Source organism: Pseudomonas sp. TTU2014-080ASC (assembly GCF_001446935.1).
In the GTDB taxonomy this organism is placed as follows: Bacteria; Pseudomonadota; Gammaproteobacteria; order Pseudomonadales; family Pseudomonadaceae; genus Aquipseudomonas.
In genome coordinates, this window is sequence record NZ_LKKK01000002.1 from 446,864 (window position 1) to 465,405 (window position 18,542).

14 protein-coding genes and 1 pseudogene are annotated in these 18,542 nt (G+C 55.7%); 7 read left to right on the forward strand and 8 right to left on the reverse strand.

What is annotated here, in order from left to right:
* The first annotated feature begins 54 nt into the window (after positions 1-54).
* The 4 genes from AO726_RS07585 to AO726_RS07600 all read left to right on the forward strand — a co-directional run bounded on the left by AO726_RS07585 (position 55) and on the right by AO726_RS07600 (position 3,889).
* Positions 55-1,449, forward strand: a complete 1,395-nt coding sequence (locus tag AO726_RS07585) for an FAD-binding oxidoreductase (protein ID WP_058067465.1) — start codon at positions 55-57, stop codon at positions 1,447-1,449.
* 100 nt (positions 1,450-1,549) lie between these two features.
* On the forward strand, positions 1,550-2,215 hold the full coding sequence (locus AO726_RS07590; protein WP_058067466.1) for a fumarylacetoacetate hydrolase family protein: 666 nt from the start codon (positions 1,550-1,552) through the stop codon (positions 2,213-2,215).
* 306 nt (positions 2,216-2,521) lie between these two features.
* Positions 2,522-2,902 carry a YgiW/YdeI family stress tolerance OB fold protein gene (locus AO726_RS07595; RefSeq protein ID WP_058067467.1) on the forward strand — a complete coding sequence of 127 codons (381 nt, stop codon included), beginning with the start codon at positions 2,522-2,524 and terminating at the stop codon, positions 2,900-2,902.
* A gap of 75 nt (positions 2,903-2,977) precedes the next feature.
* Positions 2,978-3,889: an SdiA-regulated domain-containing protein gene (locus tag AO726_RS07600; RefSeq protein ID WP_058067468.1), complete on the forward strand. Its 912-nt coding sequence runs from the start codon at positions 2,978-2,980 to the stop codon at positions 3,887-3,889.
* An 8-nt stretch (positions 3,890-3,897) separates the two neighbouring features.
* Here the strand turns inward: AO726_RS07600 and AO726_RS07605 are convergent, their stop codons facing one another.
* The gene (locus AO726_RS07605) at positions 3,898-5,259 is read right to left on the reverse strand and encodes a NorM family multidrug efflux MATE transporter (protein ID WP_058067469.1); all 1,362 of its coding nucleotides are present in this window, start codon (positions 5,257-5,259) and stop codon (positions 3,898-3,900) included.
* Between the two features lie 138 nt (positions 5,260-5,397).
* On the opposite strand from AO726_RS07605, the gene AO726_RS07610 reads away from it, so the two are divergent.
* Both AO726_RS07610 and AO726_RS07615 read left to right on the forward strand, forming a co-directional pair.
* The gene (locus tag AO726_RS07610) at positions 5,398-6,327 is read left to right on the forward strand and encodes a LysR substrate-binding domain-containing protein (RefSeq protein ID WP_058067470.1); all 930 of its coding nucleotides are present in this window, start codon (positions 5,398-5,400) and stop codon (positions 6,325-6,327) included.
* A gap of 308 nt (positions 6,328-6,635) precedes the next feature.
* A complete protein-coding gene (locus AO726_RS07615; protein WP_058067471.1) occupies positions 6,636-7,421 on the forward strand; it encodes a gamma-glutamyl-gamma-aminobutyrate hydrolase family protein in 786 nt (261 codons plus the stop codon).
* 155 nt (positions 7,422-7,576) lie between these two features.
* Here AO726_RS07615 and AO726_RS07620 read toward each other — a convergent pair whose 3' ends face one another.
* A complete protein-coding gene (locus tag AO726_RS07620; RefSeq protein WP_058067472.1) occupies positions 7,577-8,308 on the reverse strand; it encodes a TorF family putative porin in 732 nt (243 codons plus the stop codon).
* Positions 8,309-8,549: 241 nt separating this feature from the next.
* Entirely contained in the window at positions 8,550-8,957 is a 408-nt protein-coding gene (locus tag AO726_RS07625; RefSeq protein ID WP_058067473.1) for an aldehyde dehydrogenase family protein, read from the reverse strand.
* A gap of 383 nt (positions 8,958-9,340) precedes the next feature.
* Between AO726_RS07625 and AO726_RS07630 the strand changes: the two genes are divergently transcribed.
* Positions 9,341-10,018 carry a carbohydrate-binding family 9-like protein gene (locus tag AO726_RS07630; protein WP_058067474.1) on the forward strand — a complete coding sequence of 226 codons (678 nt, stop codon included), beginning with the start codon at positions 9,341-9,343 and terminating at the stop codon, positions 10,016-10,018.
* A 49-nt stretch (positions 10,019-10,067) separates the two neighbouring features.
* Here the strand turns inward: AO726_RS07630 and AO726_RS07635 are convergent.
* From AO726_RS07635 to AO726_RS07655, 5 genes and pseudogenes are all read right to left on the reverse strand, one after another.
* Positions 10,068-11,701 (reverse strand): annotated as a pseudogene (locus tag AO726_RS07635) (methyl-accepting chemotaxis protein).
* Between the two features lie 307 nt (positions 11,702-12,008).
* Complete coding sequence (locus AO726_RS07640; protein WP_082629082.1) at positions 12,009-12,845, reverse strand: tetratricopeptide repeat protein; 837 nt, start codon at positions 12,843-12,845, stop codon at positions 12,009-12,011.
* Positions 12,846-12,900: 55 nt separating this feature from the next.
* Positions 12,901-15,102, reverse strand: coding sequence for a phospholipase D-like domain-containing protein (locus tag AO726_RS07645; RefSeq protein WP_058067476.1), 2,202 nt, complete (start codon positions 15,100-15,102; stop codon positions 12,901-12,903).
* Positions 15,103-15,119: 17 nt separating this feature from the next.
* Entirely contained in the window at positions 15,120-17,489 is a 2,370-nt protein-coding gene (tssI, locus tag AO726_RS07650; protein WP_058067477.1) for a type VI secretion system Vgr family protein, read from the reverse strand.
* Positions 17,490-17,528: 39 nt separating this feature from the next.
* Complete coding sequence (locus AO726_RS07655) at positions 17,529-18,536, reverse strand: serine/threonine-protein kinase (RefSeq protein ID WP_058067478.1); 1,008 nt, start codon at positions 18,534-18,536, stop codon at positions 17,529-17,531.
* Positions 18,537-18,542: the final 6 nt, after the last annotated feature.

Genomic DNA, 18,542 nt, shown 5'->3' on the forward strand with positions numbered 1-18,542 from the left:
TCCTGGCAGATGAGAGATGCTCAGGGTGACCATGAATCGTATGAGAGTTCCAAAATGACCAACCCTGCCCTGATCGACGAGCTGAAGTCCCTGCTTGAGCCCGGCAAAGTACTGACTGACGCTGATTCCCTCGAAGCCTACGGCAAGGACTGGACCAAGCATTTTGCCCCGGCACCGGTGGCAATCGCCTTCCCGAAAAGCATTGAGCAGGTGCAGGCCATTGTGCGTTGGGCCAACCAGCACAAGGTGGCATTGGTGCCATCCGGTGGCCGTACTGGCCTGTCGGCCGGTGCTGTAGCCGCTAACGGCGAAGTCGTTGTCTCCTTCGATTACATGAACCAGATTCTGGCGTTCAACGAATATGACCGCACGGCGGTCTGCCAGCCGGGCGTGGTCACCAAGCAGCTGCAAATGTTTGCCGAAGACAAAGGCCTCTACTATCCGGTGGACTTTGCCTCCAGCGGTTCCAGCCAGATTGGCGGCAATATCGGCACCAACGCCGGCGGCATCAAGGTGATTCGCTACGGAATGACCCGTAACTGGGTGGCGGGCCTGAAAGTCGTCACTGGTAATGGTGACTTGCTGGAGCTGAACAAAGACCTGATCAAAAATGCTACCGGCTACGACATGCGTCAGTTGTTTATCGGCGCAGAAGGCACCTTGGGCTTTGTGGTTGAAGCCACCATGCGTCTGGACCGTGCGCCGAAGAACCTGACCGCGATGGTGCTGGGCACGCCGGACTTCGACTCGATCATGCCGGTGCTGCACGCCTTCCAGAACAAGCTGGACCTGACTGCATTCGAGTTTTTCTCTGATAAAGCGCTGGCCAAAGTAATGGCCCGTGGTGACGTACCGCCGGCATTCGAAACCGACTGCCCGTTCTACGCGCTGCTGGAGTTCGAAGCCACCACTGAAGAAGTCGCCGAAGCGGCGCTGGCTACCTTTGAACACTGCGTTGAGCAGGGCTGGGTGCTGGATGGCGTGATGAGCCAGAGCGAGCAGCAGCTGCAGAACCTGTGGAAGCTGCGTGAGTACATCTCCGAGACCATCAGCCACTGGACGCCGTACAAGAACGATATCTCCGTGACCGTCGGCAAGGTGCCGGCCTTCCTCAAGGACATCGACGATATCGTCGAAGCCAACTACCCGGACTTCGAAGTGGTCTGGTTCGGTCACATCGGCGACGGCAACCTACACCTGAACATCCTCAAGCCGGAAAACCTGAGCAAGGACGAGTTCTTCGCCAAGTGCGCTACGGTCAACAAGTGGGTGTTCGAGACCGTGCAGAAATACAACGGATCGATCAGCGCCGAGCACGGCATGGGCATGACCAAGCGCGATTACTTGGGTTACAGCCGCTCTGAAGCCGAGATCGCGTATATGAAGGCGATCAAGCAGGTGTTCGACCCGAATGGCATTATGAACCCTGGCAAAATCTTCCCGGTCTGATCTGCAAGCTGATGCGCCGGGCACTGAATCGCCCGGCGCTCAATCCGACAACAATAATGCCCATGAGACCTTCGGGTGGCTGGGCGTGGAGATGGCAGACATGAGTTATCAGCATCAGTATATCGATGGCACCCGTATCCATTTCCCGATGGGCAAGGTGGTGTGTATTGGCCGCAACTATGCGGAACACGCAAAGGAACTGAATAACGCAGTGCCGACCGAGCCGCTGTTGTTCATCAAGCCGGGCAGCTGCGTGGTGCCGCTGAGTGACGGCTTCCAGCTGCTGGCGGACCGTGGCGAAGTGCACTACGAGGCGGAGATCGCGGTGCTGATCGGCAAGCCGCTCTCGCGTAACCCCAACGCAGAGGAAGTGCTGGATGCTATTTCTGGCTTTGCTCCTGCCCTGGATCTGACACTGCGGGATCTGCAAAGCGAGCTGAAAGCCAAGGGTTATCCGTGGGAGCTGGCCAAGTCGTTTGATGGTGCCTGCGTGCTGGCGCCGTTCGTGCCGGGCGATGCAGTGGCTGATCTGACTGATATCGGCATCCGTCTGGAAATCAACGGCGAAGTTCGCCAAGACGGCAACAGCTGCGACATGATCAACCCGATTCTGCCGATGATTCAGCACATTGCTGCTCAATTCAGCCTGCAACCTGGTGATGTGATCCTCACCGGTACACCTGCTGGCGTTGGCCCGTTGCATGCGGGTGATGAATTGGTACTGGAGCTGCCCGGTCTTAGCCGTTTCAGCAGCCGCGCCCTGTAAGTTATATCCGGCCTGTCAGTCAGGCCGGAATCCAATCTTTCTTTGTCGAATGAGTAAATTCTTATATCTCTGCAGGGGTTTTCCTGCTGTAAGAATTTAGTGCTTTCGGCTGAGTATCCTGACGCTCTGTGCCTGCACAATACGACCTCAATGGTTTGGGGCGGGCTCCCTCCTAACAGCTGCATGGTTTTCTGTCTCAGGATTGCCACATCCGCGAATTAAGGTTGTCTTAAGCCGGCATTAAGGTTCGCTTCAGCAAGCCTGATTAGGCTTACCTCATCAACTTACTGATGAGGAGACACCATCATGAAACGTTTTGCACTTGTACTGCTGGCCCCGCTGTTCTCTACCGCTGTTCTGGCTGCGAATGGCTATTCAGGCCCAGGGGCTCAGCCAAGCACTGGCTATACTGGCCCGGGCGCTCAGATTCAAGTCACAACTGTGGCGCAAGCTCTGAAGGCGGGTGATGACACCCCGGTTGTTCTGCAAGGCCAGATCACCAAGCGTTTGAATGACGAGATGTATCAGTTCAAGGACGCCACCGGAACCATTGAGGTGGAGATTGATGATGAACTTTGGCCAGCTCAGGCCGTATCTGAGACTGCCACTGTAAGGCTGACCGGTGAAGTTGACCGTGATTTAGTTGGTCGCGAAATTGATGTTGAGTATCTGGAAGTCATTCAGTAACCACCATGTTTAATAGTGCCGGCCTGTAGTCATACAGGTCGGCTTTTATGTTGTTGCGTAAAAGAGACTGTACCTATGAGTATTCACCTGACATGGAGGCATCTGGGCTTTGGTCTGGGGCTTTTGCTTTTACTGTCTATTGTGCTGTTGGCCCAGGAATATCGGTTGTTTGACCGCGCTTGGTTCAATGTGCAGCAGGCATACGAGGCAGAAGATGTCGACCACACCATGGGGTTGGCAAATTATCAGGTTGAAATCGAAGGGTGGCCTCTGGGAAATCTTGAGAATGTCTCTGCGCTGACGTATGACCCTGACCGCAACACGCTGTTTACAGTCACCAACAAGAATCCTGAATTGATTGAGCTGTCTCTGGACGGGCAAATCCTGCGCTCCATCACCCTTGAAGGGTTCGGCGATGCTGAGGCTGTCGAATATGTGAGCCCGGGTGTGTACATCATCAGTGATGAGCGCCAGCAGCGCCTGATCAAAGTCCAGGTAACTGACAGCACCACCCGATTGGTGGCAGAGGACTTCCAACAGCTCTCTTTAACTGTCGGTGACATTGGTAACAAGGGCTTTGAAGGCTTGGCCTATGACCCGGCTAGCAAGCGCCTGTTTGCTGCTAAAGAACGCGATCCGATGCGCATTGTCGAGATCCATGGCTTTCCGCACGAAAAAAGTGAGCAGCCTTTTAAGCTTCAGGTCGAAAGCAATATCACCAGGGATGAGGGGCTGTTTGTCCGTGATCTCTCCAGTCTGCACTTTGATGCGCGCAGCGGCCACCTGCTGGCGCTGTCTGACGAGTCGCGCTTATTGCTCGAGCTGAGCCGTAAGGGTGAGGTCCTCAGCAGCCTGTCACTGTTAGGGGGCTCCAGTGGCTTGAAAGACAGCATCCCACAAGCTGAGGGTGTGGCCATGGATCATCAGGGCACTCTTTACATCACCAGCGAGCCAAACCTGTTCTACCGTTTTAAAAAGGTGGAGTAGAGCCAGAGTCAGTTTGAAGACCGCATCAGGCGTGCGGTCTTCCACTCAAAGCCCAAGGTCAGGCCTATGGCCGCGCAGGCCAGGCCGCCCGCCAGTCCCCACCAGACGCCCTCAGCACCCCAGCCAAGCGGGAACGTCAGCACCCAAGCCAGCGGCGCGCCCACTCCCCAATAGCAGAAGAAGCCGACCAGAAAGGTGGTCTTGGCATCTTTCAGGCCACGTATTGCGCCCATGGCGATGCTTTGTATGCCGTCAAACAGCTCAAACCAAGCGGCAACGGCCAGCATGGTGATAGCCAGAGCGACGACCTCACTGTAGTTGCTGTCTGACTTGTCGAGGAACAGGCCAATCACCCACTGCGGGGCAAACCAGAACAGGCAGGCGACCGTCAGCATGCAAATGGCTCCCAGGCTGATGGACAGCCTTCCGGCAAGGCGGGCTTCGGCTAACCGGCCGGCACCGTAATGCTGGCCGATACGGAAAGTCGCTGCATATGAAATGCCCACCGGAACCATGAATGCCACATAAACCGACATGATCGCGATCTGGTGTGCGGCCAGTTCATGGCTTCCCAGTGCGCCCATGCACAGGGCGGCAAAGGTAAACAGGCCGGCCTCCACGGCGTAGGTACCGCCGATGGGCAGACCGAGGCGTAATAACTCGCGGATGTCACTCACTTTCGGGCTGAACAGGCCACGGCTCAGCTGATACTCGCGATAGGCAGGGTGGCGGATGACATACCAGCCCAGCAGCAGTGCCATGCCTGTCATAACAATCGCCGTCACCAACCCGATCCCTGCCAGCCCCAGGTGAGGCAAGCCGAGCCAGCCTTTAATCAGTGCATAGTTCAGAACGAAGTTGGCAATCGCGCCGCCTACACTTATCGCCATCACAGGCCCGGGGTGTCCGATCGCGCTGGTAAAACCGCGCAACGTCATAAATGTCATGTAGCCGGGCAGGGCGAAAATCAGGGTCGATAGGAATTGAGTTGCGCCACTGATGTTCTGCTCCTGCTGGCCGGAGGCTTTCAACAGTGGCTCCAGATTCCACAGTAGAACGGCACATAGCGCCGCCAGTCCCCAGCCCAGCCACAGACCGGCTTGCGTCAGGCGTGTTACGCCTTTTATGTCACCGGCACCATGACGAATCGCCACAAGGCTGCCGACCGCAGCAATAACCCCGACACAGACAATCGACACGAAGTGATAGCTGGAGGAGCCCAGGCTGCCAGCCGCCAGTGCGTCCGGGCCAAGCATGCCCATCATCACTGTGTCGGTGAAGAGCATGATCACGTAAGCGAGTTGGGCGGCCACAAGCGGCAGCGCCAAGTGCAGGATGGCCCGCAGCTCGCGGTTAAGAAGAGTAGACATGATGAGTTTCGCTCAGAAGAACTGGCTTGCCAGAGAACGGCGGTAAGCCAAGAATGATCCTATTCTCACAGGCTTTGTCAGCTCGGACAAAAGGATAAAAACCATGCAATTCATGACTAATACTCATGGTTACATGTTATGAGAGAGCGATTGCCACCGCTCTACGCCCTGCGTGCGTTCGAATCGGCTGCACGGCATGCGTCATTTACCCGTGCGGCTGAAGAACTGGCATTGACCCAGAGTGCGATCAGTCGTCACGTGCGAACACTCGAAGAGTACTTCTCCTGCCGCTTGTTCGAGCGTCAGGGGCGCGCTTTGCAGCTGACGGAGTCGGGACGCATGTTGCTGCCGGGACTGATTGATGGATTTTCCTCCCTTGAGCGAGCCTGCAGCACACTGCGTACTGATGACGGCGTGCTGCGTCTTAAAGCACCGTCGACGCTGACCATGCGCTGGTTGCTGGCGCGGATCTCGCGTTATCGCCTGGCTTCATCTGCTGAGGTGCAGCTGACCAGTGCCTGGATGGATGTGGATACCGTCGATTTCCAGCACGAGCCCTTTGACTGCGCCGTTCTGCTCAGCGAAGGCAACTTCCCGGCGGAGTGGGACAGTTACGAACTGTTCAGGGAGTGGTTGATTCCGGTGTGCGCGCCCGAAGCATTGGGTGAAAAAACGTGGGATCTGCTCCGCCTAAAACGTGCCGAGCTGCTGCACCCGACACCCGACCGCCGCGACTGGCGGCAATGGCTGCAGGCGATGGGGTTGGCAGATCAGGTCTCTCTCAAGGGTGGTCAGGTGTTCGACACGCTGGAGCTGGGCATGGTCGCGGCGGCTCGTGGTTATGGCGTGTCGATCGGTGACCTGGTGATGGTGGCCGAGGATGTTGCTCAAGGGCGTATGGGGCTGCCATTGCCCACCGCAGTTCCCAGTGGTTGCAGTTATTACCTGGTGTGGCCAAAAGGGCGACGGGGCGCTGAGCGGGTCGAAGGTTTGCGGGATTTTTTACTTGCGGAAGTGGCTGCAATACGTTTGCCCGAAGTTGCCTTCGCAGAAGTGAGTTTGGGTTGAGTTCGTAAAAAATATTGGACTCTTTTCTGGTCGCTCGATAACCGATCCTTTGTGTTTTAGGCTTTTTATGGGCTTTTTCAGCCATCCTTAGGGCTGAGGTGGGCCGGGGCTTTGCTCGGATTTGTTTGACATATTAAACGGCAGTGGCAGACTGGCTGCACGGCTTCGGCTGGTGCGAAAGGGCTGTGAGCACCCTTTTTGGTCTTCATCAGAAGGCCGCTTTCAGGCACCGCCAGGCGAAAACAGGAAGGTACGACCCCGTCCCTCCTGCACAGCAATGGCAGGCCAAGCCTGCCCCAAGGTGATGTATGTCTAACAACAATACGAGCAAGCGCGCTGGCGCGCGGAAACCGGTAGTGCTGATGTCCATGGGAGCGCAGGAGCGCAAGGGACATGCTTACCAAGTCATGACTCATAAATACATAACCCCACTTGTTGAGATTTCCGGCTGCGTACCGCTTCTGGCGCCTACCTGCTGCGGAATTGATGATCTCGAACAGTATCTGGATATGGTAGATGGTGTTTATCTGACTGGCGCTGGCAGCAATATCGATCCGGTGCTGTACGGTCAGGAAAACAAAACCCCCGGCAAAGGCCAGGATCGTGATCGTGATGACTTCGACCTGCCACTGATCCGTGCTGCCCTGGCGCGCGGCCTGCCGCTGTTTGCCATCTGCCGCGGCATGCAGGAACTCAACGTTGCGCTGGGCGGTGATATCCACCAGAAGGTCTACGAGGTTCCGGGCTTCAATGATCACCGGGAAAATCCGGATGATCCGGTACCGGTTCAATATGCCGACAGCCACACCGTGCGCGCCGTGCCCGGCAGCTGGTTTGCTGAACTGATGGGCGAGGAGGCCTTCCCGGTGAACTCGCTGCATGGCCAGGGCCTGGATAAGCTGGGCGATGGCATCGAGCCTCTGGCGCACGCGGAAGATGGTTTGGTTGAGGCTATCCACCTGCCTCAGGCCAAAGCCTTTACCTTGGGTGTGCAATGGCACCCGGAGTGGCTGGCAACGCAGAACCCGCATTCGGTCAAAATCTTTACGGCATTCGGTGAAGCATGCCGTAAGCAGGCCCAAGGCGATCAGTAAGCGCCAATTTGATGATGGAAGGCGGCGCTGAATACACAGCGCCGCAGCGCCTTCGATAAAAAAGGCCCGCCGAAGCGGGCCTCCATTACACAGTCAATCTGCTGATAACTGCCATGGCAGGAGCCACAGGGTAAAACTGTGGAGCAAATCCTTTCTCAGAAGGATTTGCTGACCCCCACAACGACGGTGCCTGAGCAGATGTCGTCAAAGCCGTTGTAGTTGTAGCACTCGGTTTTGGACACGTCGGAATCAACGTAGCTGATGGACCAGTCAACGTTGAACATCGACTTGCTCAGGCCAATCTGCCATTCGTTGTAGCTGGAGCGCATTTTGCCGCTGCTGCTTTCCAGGGTGTCGTCTTTGAAGTCGATCTTGCCGTAGCGCACATCAAAACCGATGTCGTAGGGCAGGGTGGTTTCATAACCGACGAAGCTGTACAGGTAGCTCTGATTGTCGGCCAGGTCGTCGGCATAGTAGCCACCCACGTACACGCCATAAGCAGAGAACTTGGCGTAGGTTTCGTTGTAGTTCAGCGAACCTTCGCGTGGGTAGTCATATTTGTAGTGGGTCAGGTCGAGGCTGATGTCGTCAGTGATCTGCCAGTAGTAGCCGACGTAGTAGTCGATCTCCTGACGGGTTTTGCTGCCGTAACCGAAGTCCACGTTGGAGCTCCAGATACCGGCATACAGGCCGCTGGAGTGAGCCAGTGTCACGCCGCCCTGAATCGCCGGGTCGCCTTGAGTTTGCGACATGCCGCGTGAACGGTAATCGCTGTAGGCGCCAATGTTCACATCCAGGCTGAAGTCTTCGTTGATCTCGATGGCCTGACTCGCGCCCCACGGCAGCAACAACATACCGGCCATGCAGTGTTTCAACATACGATTCATACAATGCTCCTAGTCTACTCGTTGTGTGCCGACATCTTCCTGACACGTCCCGTATCAACAGGGATGCCGTGTTATTGATTCCCCTGGGGGGAATCTTTCAGCCTTACGACGCTTCATGCGCTGTTTTAAGGCGTGAGTCTGCCTGCCAGGTGTTGAGCGGGGTTGCCGTCAGCACCTGGTACCGCTTAGCTCTGGTGGTGCCGGGACAAGCCCGGCAATTTCTCTATTTGATGTACCAGCCCTACGGCTGATCGCTGTTGTAGCGGGTTACCTGCTTCACCTCGCGGTAACTGTCGAACCCCCATTGCCCAGGCTCGCGTCCGATCCCGCTCTGCTTGTAGCCCCCCCACGGAGCTTCGGTGAAGGTCGGTTGCGAACAGTTGATCCAGATAATCCCCGCACGCAGTCCGCGGGAGAAACGCTCAGCCCGCGGTACATCGCGGGACATGACTGCCGCTGCCAGACCAAACGGTGAGTCGTTGGACAGACGGCAGGCTTCTTCTTCGGTATCGAACGGACGAATGCACACTGCCGGGCCGAAGATTTCTTCGCACCAGATCCTGCTGTCCAGCGGTACGTCAGCAAAGATGGACGGCTCCAGGAAGTAGCCTTTTTTGATGAAGCTCTGGCGCGCATAGGCGCGAGCCATCGTCCGTCAATGTAGAGATGTTTATGGACGATTGGATTCATGGCGGTTCTTGTTAATCCTGGCTAGTTAACTTCAACAACAGACATCCGCCGGACTGGCTTCTGGGACTTAAGGCGCCGCAACATACGCTAATGATGCTGGGCTGTTCCCAATAGGGATGTGTTGCAAGCGACTGGAAAATGGTTTTTTTGTTCCAGAAGCGACGCGGGCTTAGGAGTGGCCACCGCATATGGCCGTTCTGAACCGCTTGAGCAGCTGACTGCTGAGCTTGTGCGGCAATACCTGCACTTCAGAGGACACAGCCGAGGCTGGGCAAAATCCAGTCGTGTGAGTAAGGTCGCTCTCACCATGACGAATTACCACACGCGACTGGCAGGACACACGTGCACTACCTCATTCGTTACCTCGAAAATCCGGCCCCGCTTAGCGCCGATTGGCATGCCAGCCAATGGAAGAATGCGGAGGTGATCAACATCAACCAGTTCCGCATTGAAAGCAGCGACCATCGCCCGGTCGTCGAAGCCAAAATGCTCTACAGCGAGCAGGGCATACACGGCATCTTCCGCGTACAGGATCGCTATGTACGCTGCGTGAAAACCCAGTTTCAGGACATGGTCTGCAACGACAGCTGCGTCGAGGTTTACTTCCATCCAAAGCCGGATGCAACAGAAGGCAACGGCTACATCAGCCTGGAAATGAGTGGCAACGGCACGCTGCTGAGTTACTACATCACTGACGCAGAGCGCGCCCCGGATGGTTTTAAAGCGTTCGTCAAACTCACGCCTGAGCAAGGCCAGCAAATCCAAATCCGCAGCACCCTGCCTGCCATGGTTGAGCCGGAAATCACCGAACCCACCGAATGGTGCCTGGAATTCTTTATGCCCTTCAGCTTGCTCGAAGAGTACGTCGGAGAACTCGGCCCCATCTCAGGCCAAACCTGGCGCAGCAACCTCTTCAAATGCGCCGACGAAACCTCCCACCCGCACTGGGCCAGCTGGCAGCCCGTGCCGGAACTGAACTTCCATATGCCGGAGACGTTTGGGTGGGTGAGGTTTGAGTGAAGTGAAGCGGGGCGCGTGGACAAGCCGCCCATGCGCCGCAGACGATGGATTAAACCCGGAACTGGCCGAGTAACTGATTTAACTGCTCCGCCAGCTTGGCCAGATTGCGTGCCGCCTCACTGGATTGCTGCGCGGCATGCACATTCTCATGGGTCAGGCCGGCTGCTTGAGTCACATTCTGGTTAATGTCCTCAACAACATGGCTTTGTTCCAGTGTGGCGCTGGCAATCGAGGTGTTGAGCCCGGTGAGATTGCGTAACGCATCAGTGATTTGTTGCAGGCTGGCTCCGGCTTGCGTTGCTTGCTCAATAGTCAGCTGCGAAGCATGACTGCTGTCGTTGATTACCTTAACCGCCGCCTCGGAATTGGCTTGCAGGCGCTCAATCATCTGCTGAATTTCGGCGGTGGACTTCTGTGTGCGTTGCGCCAGCAAGCGCACCTCATCGGCAACTACCGCAAAGCCACGGCCTTGCTCACCCGCCCGGGCCGCTTCAATTGCAGCGTTGAGTGCCAGCAAGTTGGTTTGCTCGGCGATTGAGCGAATTACCTCAAGCACGCTGCCAATCTGCGTGCTTTCCTGAGCCAGGCTTTGAATCACCTCGACTGCCTTGGTGATGGTCTCGGAAAGTTGATTGATCTGTTGCAGGCTGGTCTCGATATTGGCCTGGCCTTGCAACGCCTGCGCCTCAGCTGCGTGCACCTCAGAGGCAGCATGCTCAGCGCTTTTCGAGACATCCTGCACGGCATAGGTTACTTTGTTGATCGCCGTGGCGACCAATTCCATCTGCTCAGCCTGACGCTCGCTGTGGTGCTGGGTTTGCCCCGCAATCTGCCCGAGACTTTGCGCTGCAGAATCGAGCGTTTTAGCCGAGCTGAGAGACTGGCTGATGACGTTTCTGAACTTATTGGTGAAAGCATTGAAATGCGTGGCCAGCTCGGACACTTCATCGCGGCCATGGGTTTCCAGATTACGGGTTAGGTCACCGTCGCCGCTGGCGATATTGGCCATAGCGTTGACTGCTTGGCGCAAGGGGCGAGTGATGCTGTGTACGAGAAGTGTCATAAGCACACTCATCAGCAACACAATTCCCAGACCAACTAAAAGGCTTTGCAGAGCCCGGGATTGGAACTCGGCCTGGACGTCATCCACATAGATGCCTGAGCCAATTATCCAGCCCCACGGTTGAAACAACTCTACATAAGAAATCTTCGGCACAGGTTCGCTTGATCCGGGTTTAGGCCAACGGTAATTAACCTGGCCACTGCCCTGACATTTGCTGACACGCACCATTTCATTAAAGAGTGCGACGCCATCTGGGTCTTTGAAACCGGATAGGTTCTGGCCTTCCAGTTTGGGATTGGTCGGATGCATGACCATGACGGGCGTCAGATCATTGACCCAGAAATATTCCTGATCTTCATAACGCAAGTTGCGGACTGTTTCCAGCGCCTGCTTCTGTGCGTCTTCTCGGGATAGGGTGCCGGCACTTTCCAGGCTATGGAAGTGCTTCAGAATGCCTGTTGCGATTTGTACAACATGCTGAGTTTTTCACTCTTGGCCGAGTACAGGTTGGTGTGCATAGCGCTTAGCAGCAACGAGCCCTGAATGCCCAGCATGGCGATTGCAACGATAAGAATAAGCCACAAGCGACGGCTGATAGGCAGGCTGCGCAAGCTGTTCATACGGAAACCTTCCTTAAGATAACTGCACAAAAGTACGAGATTTGCCGCTTATAGCCTAGTTTGCTGAAAACACCCTGCTCGACTTTAGGATAATTGAATGGCTAAAAGCCTCATTGCAGAGCGTTTCGATGCAAATGGCAGCATTTTAAGGAAGGCTAATTTTCAGTATGCGTACATCTTCACGAGAAAAGCAGAAAATAGGACGGGTTTATTTTCTGGTGTGCGAGACGTGGATAAATAAATCCGTCCCCTTTTTTCTTAACGGACTTGGGCATGGACCCGCGTCGCTGAGAATTAACGCAATCACTCATAACTCAGGTCTGCGATCCGGGTGTTCTGCATCAAAGCCCTGAGTCGGGTGCGGCGGCAAGGGATGGTCTTTCATTAAATCTGGGAAGCGCAGATTCGGATTCTCATCCAGTTGTCTCCAGAGGTCGCTATAAAGTTTGTGCAAAACAGGATCAGGTTTGTACCCAAAGTTATTAATAGGTTCAGGCTTCTCTGAGAATGCACCAACCAAAGCGTAAAACGCTATGGAACTACCCATTGATGCTGCTCGTTGGTAATAAAACAAAGACCGTGGTTTGTTTCTTTTAGCTGTGTCATAGAAGCTTGCAGTTTTCTCAATTGCATCAGGATTATCTTGTGCACCTGCACATCGGTAGTATTTCTCCGCCATATCATCGTCTTGTTTATCCCTTGGTAGCGCAAAAGCAAAATATTGACCAAGTTGTACTTGCGCTAATGGGCTGCCTAATTGAGCTGCCTGAAACATATAAGAACTGGCCATACGATCTGACTTCAACATGCCTTTGCCTCGCTCTGCGGCCACGGCCCAGTTGTAATAACCCAGCGGCACTTTCAGCTCAACCATACGCTCGTAAAGCTCGAGCATTTTGTTGAGATCTTTTTCAACTCCGGGTTGGCCGGGCCAGCCAGTACGGTATAGACCTGCTAGGTTATGCATGGCCTTCCAGTGGTCTTTGGCTATGGCTTTTTCATAAAGCCCAACGATGGTGGGCCAATCTTTTACACCGCGTGCTTTTTCCAACGCACGGGCTTGTTTGAACCACTGATCCGCTTGTGGGTCCAGCGGTGGGTTATGGTCTTTTTCGTAAGCGCAGGTAAAGGTTGGGTAAGCCATGGCAGGGGCTCCATTCAATAAATATAAAAGTACAAGGGCCACACATGCAGCGGCATTAGTCCATAGCCTTGGCATACGGCGTCTCCACATCCCAAAAGCGAGTTAGGTGTGAAACTAAAGGCTGATTTCGGCCTTTGTTTTCCCAGTTTTTATCCATCACTTGATTCCATATTTTGAAGTTCTTCGCACCATCACATTGTCCCCTTCCATCATTTAAGGAGACTCCTGCATGCAACTTCCACAACTCTTCTCGCCAGTGTTTAGCCAGCTCTGCATCCGGTGCTGCAAGGCCCAGTTCAGAATCTGTATGCAAACTGCGGGTATTGATATTGGCGGAGCTAAGCAGGCTGAAGACATCGTCCACCACCAGCAGTTTGGAGTGTACGTAGATATCCCGGAAGTACGCTTGGTCGCCCTCAGCCAGAGTGCTGCCGGGGGCTGGTGTGCTGGTTGTGAGGGTGCCGATGACCACCTTTAGGCCTGGGATATCTTCCAAGGTGTAGGGCTTTTGGTCGTCGTCCTGATCATCCTTGGGTTTGTCGAGGTCGGGAATATCCTTTGCTTTGAGGCCACCCAAACGCTCTTCTATCTCAGGGGTTACACCTTTCTGCTCCAGTTCGCGGATTTGGCGTTGCAACTGCTCAATGCGGTTAAGCTGCCCCCGCCGCACATAAGGGTCGTTGTGCAGATTGGCTTGTGTGTACGCCAGCTGGCTGCGCTTGCGCAGCATTTCTTCAGCCAGGCTACGTTGCGCCTGGGGCATCAGTTGCTCCTGACCCAGCTCCTGCAACATCGCGTAGGTAGTACTGGAGAAACTGCTGCTATTGGGGTTATTGGTTACTACGAACAGGTATAGATCCCTGTCTCTACCCCTCTCGATATACTTCGCTGCCAGCTCACGCAACTGCGTGGCAAACGCCGGATATCGGAAGTACTGGTTTTCGAAGTAAGCGTAGTTACGCACATTACCCAAAGCCTTGTGGTACAGCTCCAGAATTGAGGTTTCTGCTCCTTCTTGCGGTTGTGTACGGCAAATTTGCGCCATGCTGCTGCCCGCAGCCTTGAAGTCGGTAGGCTTGATGGCTTGGCGCTCGGCAAGCAGGCTATCTGCGCCCTTGTTGAACCATTTTTTGATCCAGAAGGTTTCCCGATCCCAGGCGGTGCTGAAGTTGTGATTCAGGTCATGCAGTACTGGCCCTTGCACTTGCATGGACAGGTCCTGCCATGGGCCAAAGCCTGGGCTGCGCTTGGCCGCTTTGTCGTCGTACAGGTGGGCGCTGGTATCCCAGTAGTTGCGGTGCATGTTGTGGCCCATGACGAAGCCAACCGCGTTGGCGGTGTCTTCATAGTCAACCAGCACCATTTTCTGGTGGTGGCTGGCAAAGAAGATCAGCGCCAGCATGTGGCCAAAGGTGGTGTCTGGGGCTTCGCCTTTTATCAAGCGATAGAGGGTGGCCAGCCGACCTTTTTCTTTGACCATTTGCGGCCCGCGTATCACCGCATTCAGGGGTATTTCGCTGGAAAAGTCGCGGGTGCGGAACTCAACATTCTGCATGCGACCATCGTGCACGCGGTTAAACCATTCCCGCGTGTACTCTTCATCCTCTGGTGAGTATTGAGGTGCGCCGGAGCCGACAAGTTTGTTGTAGCCGCCCATGCCGTTCAGCTGATTTTCAATTCTAACCAGCGCTGCCTGCAGCTCTTTCTCCCGCTGCTCATAGCGGTATCCACTGGTGCCATAATACGGGAGCTCACCAGCGCGCAGCTTGGCCAGTTCATGCTGGTGCACCGTACGGCTGTTTTCCCAATGGGTGCGAGTTTCTATATCCCCTTTTGAGGCGGCACGACTTTTTGTTACGCCAGAGCCGACTGCCGTTCCACCAGAGCCGAACAAGCCATCACCGATCACTGTGTTTTCAACAAAATTGGCGACTGGGTTTTTCCAGATCAGCACCCGAACTTGGATACCGGCGCGGCCACAAGCATCCAGCAGCTCGCCGATGCGCTGGCTGTCAGGCTTAAAACGCATGGCTGGGTCAAAGCCCCAACTGATGATTTCGACACTTTTTCTCGCGTTTTGAATGGCATCGTGAACAGCGCCGAAGGCTGCTTCACCATTGATCAGCGGGGTTATGTGAATACCGGGGCGCGGTGGATACAGCGCCTTTCTGGCGAACCAATCCATGGTCAACGAGGCTGACTTTTCTGTCTTGGGTACTAGCTGAATCGTTTCTTTGCTGTAGTCGGTAGTCGTCATGTAATAGCTCCCTGCTCTTACTGGCTGTTCGGCTTGCCTGCCGGGTTCAAGGCTGCGCTGCGGTAGTCATCCGGCGTATCTAGCGGCTCAAGCTGTTCTGCCTGCGCCTGGTAATCCCGATAGCCTTTGCGGGCAAGTTGTTGGCTCGGCAAAGTTGGCTGGCTGCTCTCTTCTTTCGCCTCAATGTCAAAGCGGTGGCCATTCACCAATTCGACTGCGTAGGTTTGCGTGCCGGGGATGTGTTCGAATGTGATTAGCCCATCCGGGCCGGTTAGCCCCTCTTGGATAGGCGCTCCATCGGCAAACAATGTGTAAGGCTCATCTGCATAGCCCGGTAGCCCCGGTAGTGGGCTTACCACTGCGTTTAGTTTGTGTATGACATCCGGTGCCGGTTGCGAGATCGCGCGGTCTAGCAGGTCACCTGCCCGACTGAAATCGACCGGCAGCGGGATTAAAGGCAGAAAGCTGGCATTCCCGGAGCCTTTCCCCGGCGACCCGCCCGCATTCACCTTCACAATCGGGCCACTCATGGTGATGCCGCCGGGGTCGAGTTTGATAAAGCTGCCGCCTGCGGCGATGGTCAGTTCGGTGCCGGCTTCGATGACCATTTTTTGTCCGGCTTTGAGGTGGATTTCGCGGCCGGCTTTGGTCAGTTGGGCGGTGCCGAGTTTGATGTGCTGGCTGATGCCAACGGTGAGGTGGTCGTCGGGTTTTACTTCGACTTTACGGTCGGCGCGGACGGTGAGGTGTTCTTCGGCTTTTAGCTCGGTGAAGCTGTTGGCTTCGCCCAGGTCATGGCGTTCGTTGCCGACCCGAATCTTCTGGTCGTTCTCGACGTTTTCGTCCCAGTCGCGTTGGGCGTGCAGGTAGATTTGCTCCGCGCCCTTTTTGTCTTCAATACGAAATTCGTTGTAGCCACCACCGCCCGGTGTGCTGAGGGTTTTGAAGGTGCTGCGGGTTTTATTTGCAGGCAGTTCATACGGCGGCATGTGTTTGGCGTGGAACAGGCATCCAGTCACCAGCGGCTGGTCCGGGTCGCTTTCAAGGAAGGTCACCAGCACTTCCATGCCGATACGCGGTATCGCCACACCGCCGTAGCGGTCGCCTGCCCAGTTGGAGGCGACGCGCAGCCAGCAGCTGGTTTTGTCGTCGGCCTGGCCTTCGCGATCCCAGTGGAATTGCACTTTGATGCGGCCGTATTGGTCGCAGTGGATTTCTTCACCTTTGGGACCGGTGACAACGGCAGTCTGGCTGCCGAGCATGCGCGGTTTCGGGTGCTTTAGTGGCGGGCGGAACGGCACGTCCCACGGTGTGGCGGTAAAGCGGTTTCTATAACCCTGCTGGAAGCCGTCTGACTTATCGGTATGGCTGGTGACGGACTCCTCCAGCACTTGCGGCTGTTTACCTTCGTGCAGGACTTGGTGCAGCAGCCACAGGTCATTGTAGTCGGCGCGCGGGTGCTCGCTGAGTTCGAGGAAGTGCCCGCTAAGCAGCATCGGCTGGTCGCTGCGGCCTTCGGCAAGGCGATAGTCGCTGCGGTGACGTTCAAGGTTGCGCTTGCTCAGGTGCTTGCCGCGATCTCGCTCGCTGAAGCGACCGGGGTAATCGTAATCTTCCAGATCCGGTTGCTGCTTGTTGCTCTCTGGCTGATCGCCCTTGTATTCGGCATGCATGAGCACGCTGGGCTTCTCAAAATCGTAATCACGGCGGCTGACGCGGCTGGTGCGGGTCTCCACACGTACGCTGAAGTTTTTGACTACGCCCTCATCGGCGACTAGGCCGCTGTCTTGCTGGTACGCAGTCGGCTGGCCGAATGAGCTGAAGGAACTCTGGTCGTCGCCGAATATCAGCACGTGGCCGTCTTTGCTGTGCTGGAAGTGGTAGTGAATGCCTTCTTCCTCACACAGGCGCTGAATAAAGTGCAGGTCGGTTTCGTCGTACTGCACGCAGTATTCACGCTCAGGGTAGACGGTCGGGCCTAAGGTGAACTGGTAGGCTCCGGAAAGAATGCCGTGCTCTTCCAGCACTTGAGCAACGATCTGCGGGACGGTCAGGTGCTGGAAGATTCGCTGATTGGTGCGCAAACCGAGGTAAGAGAGTTGCGGGACGATACTCAAGCCATAACGATGCAAGCGCTTGCCGGACTCTCCAACTGAGGCCTGATAAATCAGGCCGTGGATGCCCAGCCCGTCAGGCGTAAAACCGAGAAACACCGGTTGGTGCAGCAGCTCGGCCAGGTCGATGTTGGGGTTTTCGCTGACCGCCTCAACCTCAATACGATAGGGCTGGCTGATGGCTTCGCGGCCCTGAAAGGCGAGCACTTGCAGATCGTGCTTGAGGCCGGGAATGTCCAGGCTGAAGTGGGTTTCGTTGGCTGGGTTGAACATAGCAATATCCTTTTAAGTCATCGTCCTTAAAGGCCGCGTTTAGCGACGCCCGAACCAGCGTTTCCAGCGCGAAGGTGCAGGTCGGCGGAACGTTTCAAGTAACTCGGCACAGGTAATCGTGCGTTGAGACTCTTCAAAGGCCAACGCGGTACGCAACGCAGGCCAGCAGTGTGACGGTAAGTGTTCAGGGCCGCGCAGTTGTTGATCTAACTCTGTGATCTTTGCCTGTTTGGCGCTCAGGCGACGGAAGGGATGCCTGCCGCTGGTTAGCTCATAAATAACGCAGGCAATCGCATATACATCAGTTGCCGGACTGATGGGCGCTCCTTCCAATAATTCCAATGCGGCATAGCGCGGCGTCCAAGCTGAAAAACGTTTGCGGCACAGGCGCGGTAGACCGGGCAATATGCCTTCAAGAGGCTGGCCAAGACCGTAATCAAAAAGGCGTAGACCGTCGTCGTTGAGGATCACGTTACTGGGCTTTATGTCGCCATGCAGTACGCCCAGGCTGTGCGAGTAATTAAGAGCATCGAGCAGGGCGCAGGTGATTTCCTGCGCGTCGCTCCAGTCCACCCCATCGGGGTTGGTGCTAAGTAACTGATCCAGCGTTAGACCCTTAAGCAGCTCCAGAGTCAGGTAGGCGCGCTGGCTTTCTATGTCTACTTCGAAGTTGAAGAGTCGGACTACGTTGGGATGACGCAGACGCGCAGTGAGCGCGTATTCGCTATAGAGCAGGGCATTGGCGTCGGGGTATTCGGCGAAGTCGTCGTTGAGGGTTTTCAGGGCGACGTAAGGCTCTGGGTCGCCAAACTGCTCACGCAGCAAATCACGCGCCCGGTAGACCGCTCCCATACCGCCAACACCGAGCAGGCGCTCAATCTTGTAGCGCCCGCTGAGTACTTCAGGTAAGTCCGTTGGGGCGGTTGCGGCTTTCTCCTTCACCGCCTCCGGTGCAGGTTCAGCCGCAGTCTTGGCCAGGGCGAAATAGGTGAGGTCGCTGGCGGGTGGCTGATGGGCATTAGTCGCTTCGGACAGAGATCGGTTCATCCTTGA

Bases quoted from the DNA above. Each gene is read 5' to 3' on its own strand.
- AO726_RS07595 (WP_058067467.1), top strand. From the start codon at position 2,522: ATGAAACGTTTTGCACTTGTACTGCTGGCCCCGCTGTTCTCTACCGCT.
- tssI (WP_058067477.1), bottom strand. From the start codon at position 17,489: ATGTTCAACCCAGCCAACGAAACCCACTTCAGCCTGGACATTCCCGGC.
- AO726_RS07590 (WP_058067466.1), top strand. From the start codon at position 1,550: ATGAGTTATCAGCATCAGTATATCGATGGCACCCGTATCCATTTCCCG.
- AO726_RS07645 (WP_058067476.1), bottom strand. From the start codon at position 15,102: ATGACGACTACCGACTACAGCAAAGAAACGATTCAGCTAGTACCCAAG.
- AO726_RS07585 (WP_058067465.1), top strand. From the start codon at position 55: ATGACCAACCCTGCCCTGATCGACGAGCTGAAGTCCCTGCTTGAGCCC.
- AO726_RS07615 (WP_058067471.1), top strand. From the start codon at position 6,636: ATGTCTAACAACAATACGAGCAAGCGCGCTGGCGCGCGGAAACCGGTA.
- AO726_RS07620 (WP_058067472.1), bottom strand. From the start codon at position 8,308: ATGAATCGTATGTTGAAACACTGCATGGCCGGTATGTTGTTGCTGCCG.
- AO726_RS07640 (WP_082629082.1), bottom strand. From the start codon at position 12,845: ATGGCTTACCCAACCTTTACCTGCGCTTACGAAAAAGACCATAACCCA.
- AO726_RS07610 (WP_058067470.1), top strand. From the start codon at position 5,398: ATGAGAGAGCGATTGCCACCGCTCTACGCCCTGCGTGCGTTCGAATCG.
- AO726_RS07600 (WP_058067468.1), top strand. From the start codon at position 2,978: ATGAGTATTCACCTGACATGGAGGCATCTGGGCTTTGGTCTGGGGCTT.
- AO726_RS07605 (WP_058067469.1), bottom strand. From the start codon at position 5,259: ATGTCTACTCTTCTTAACCGCGAGCTGCGGGCCATCCTGCACTTGGCG.
- AO726_RS07655 (WP_058067478.1), bottom strand. From the start codon at position 18,536: ATGAACCGATCTCTGTCCGAAGCGACTAATGCCCATCAGCCACCCGCC.
- AO726_RS07625 (WP_058067473.1), bottom strand. From the start codon at position 8,957: ATGGCTCGCGCCTATGCGCGCCAGAGCTTCATCAAAAAAGGCTACTTC.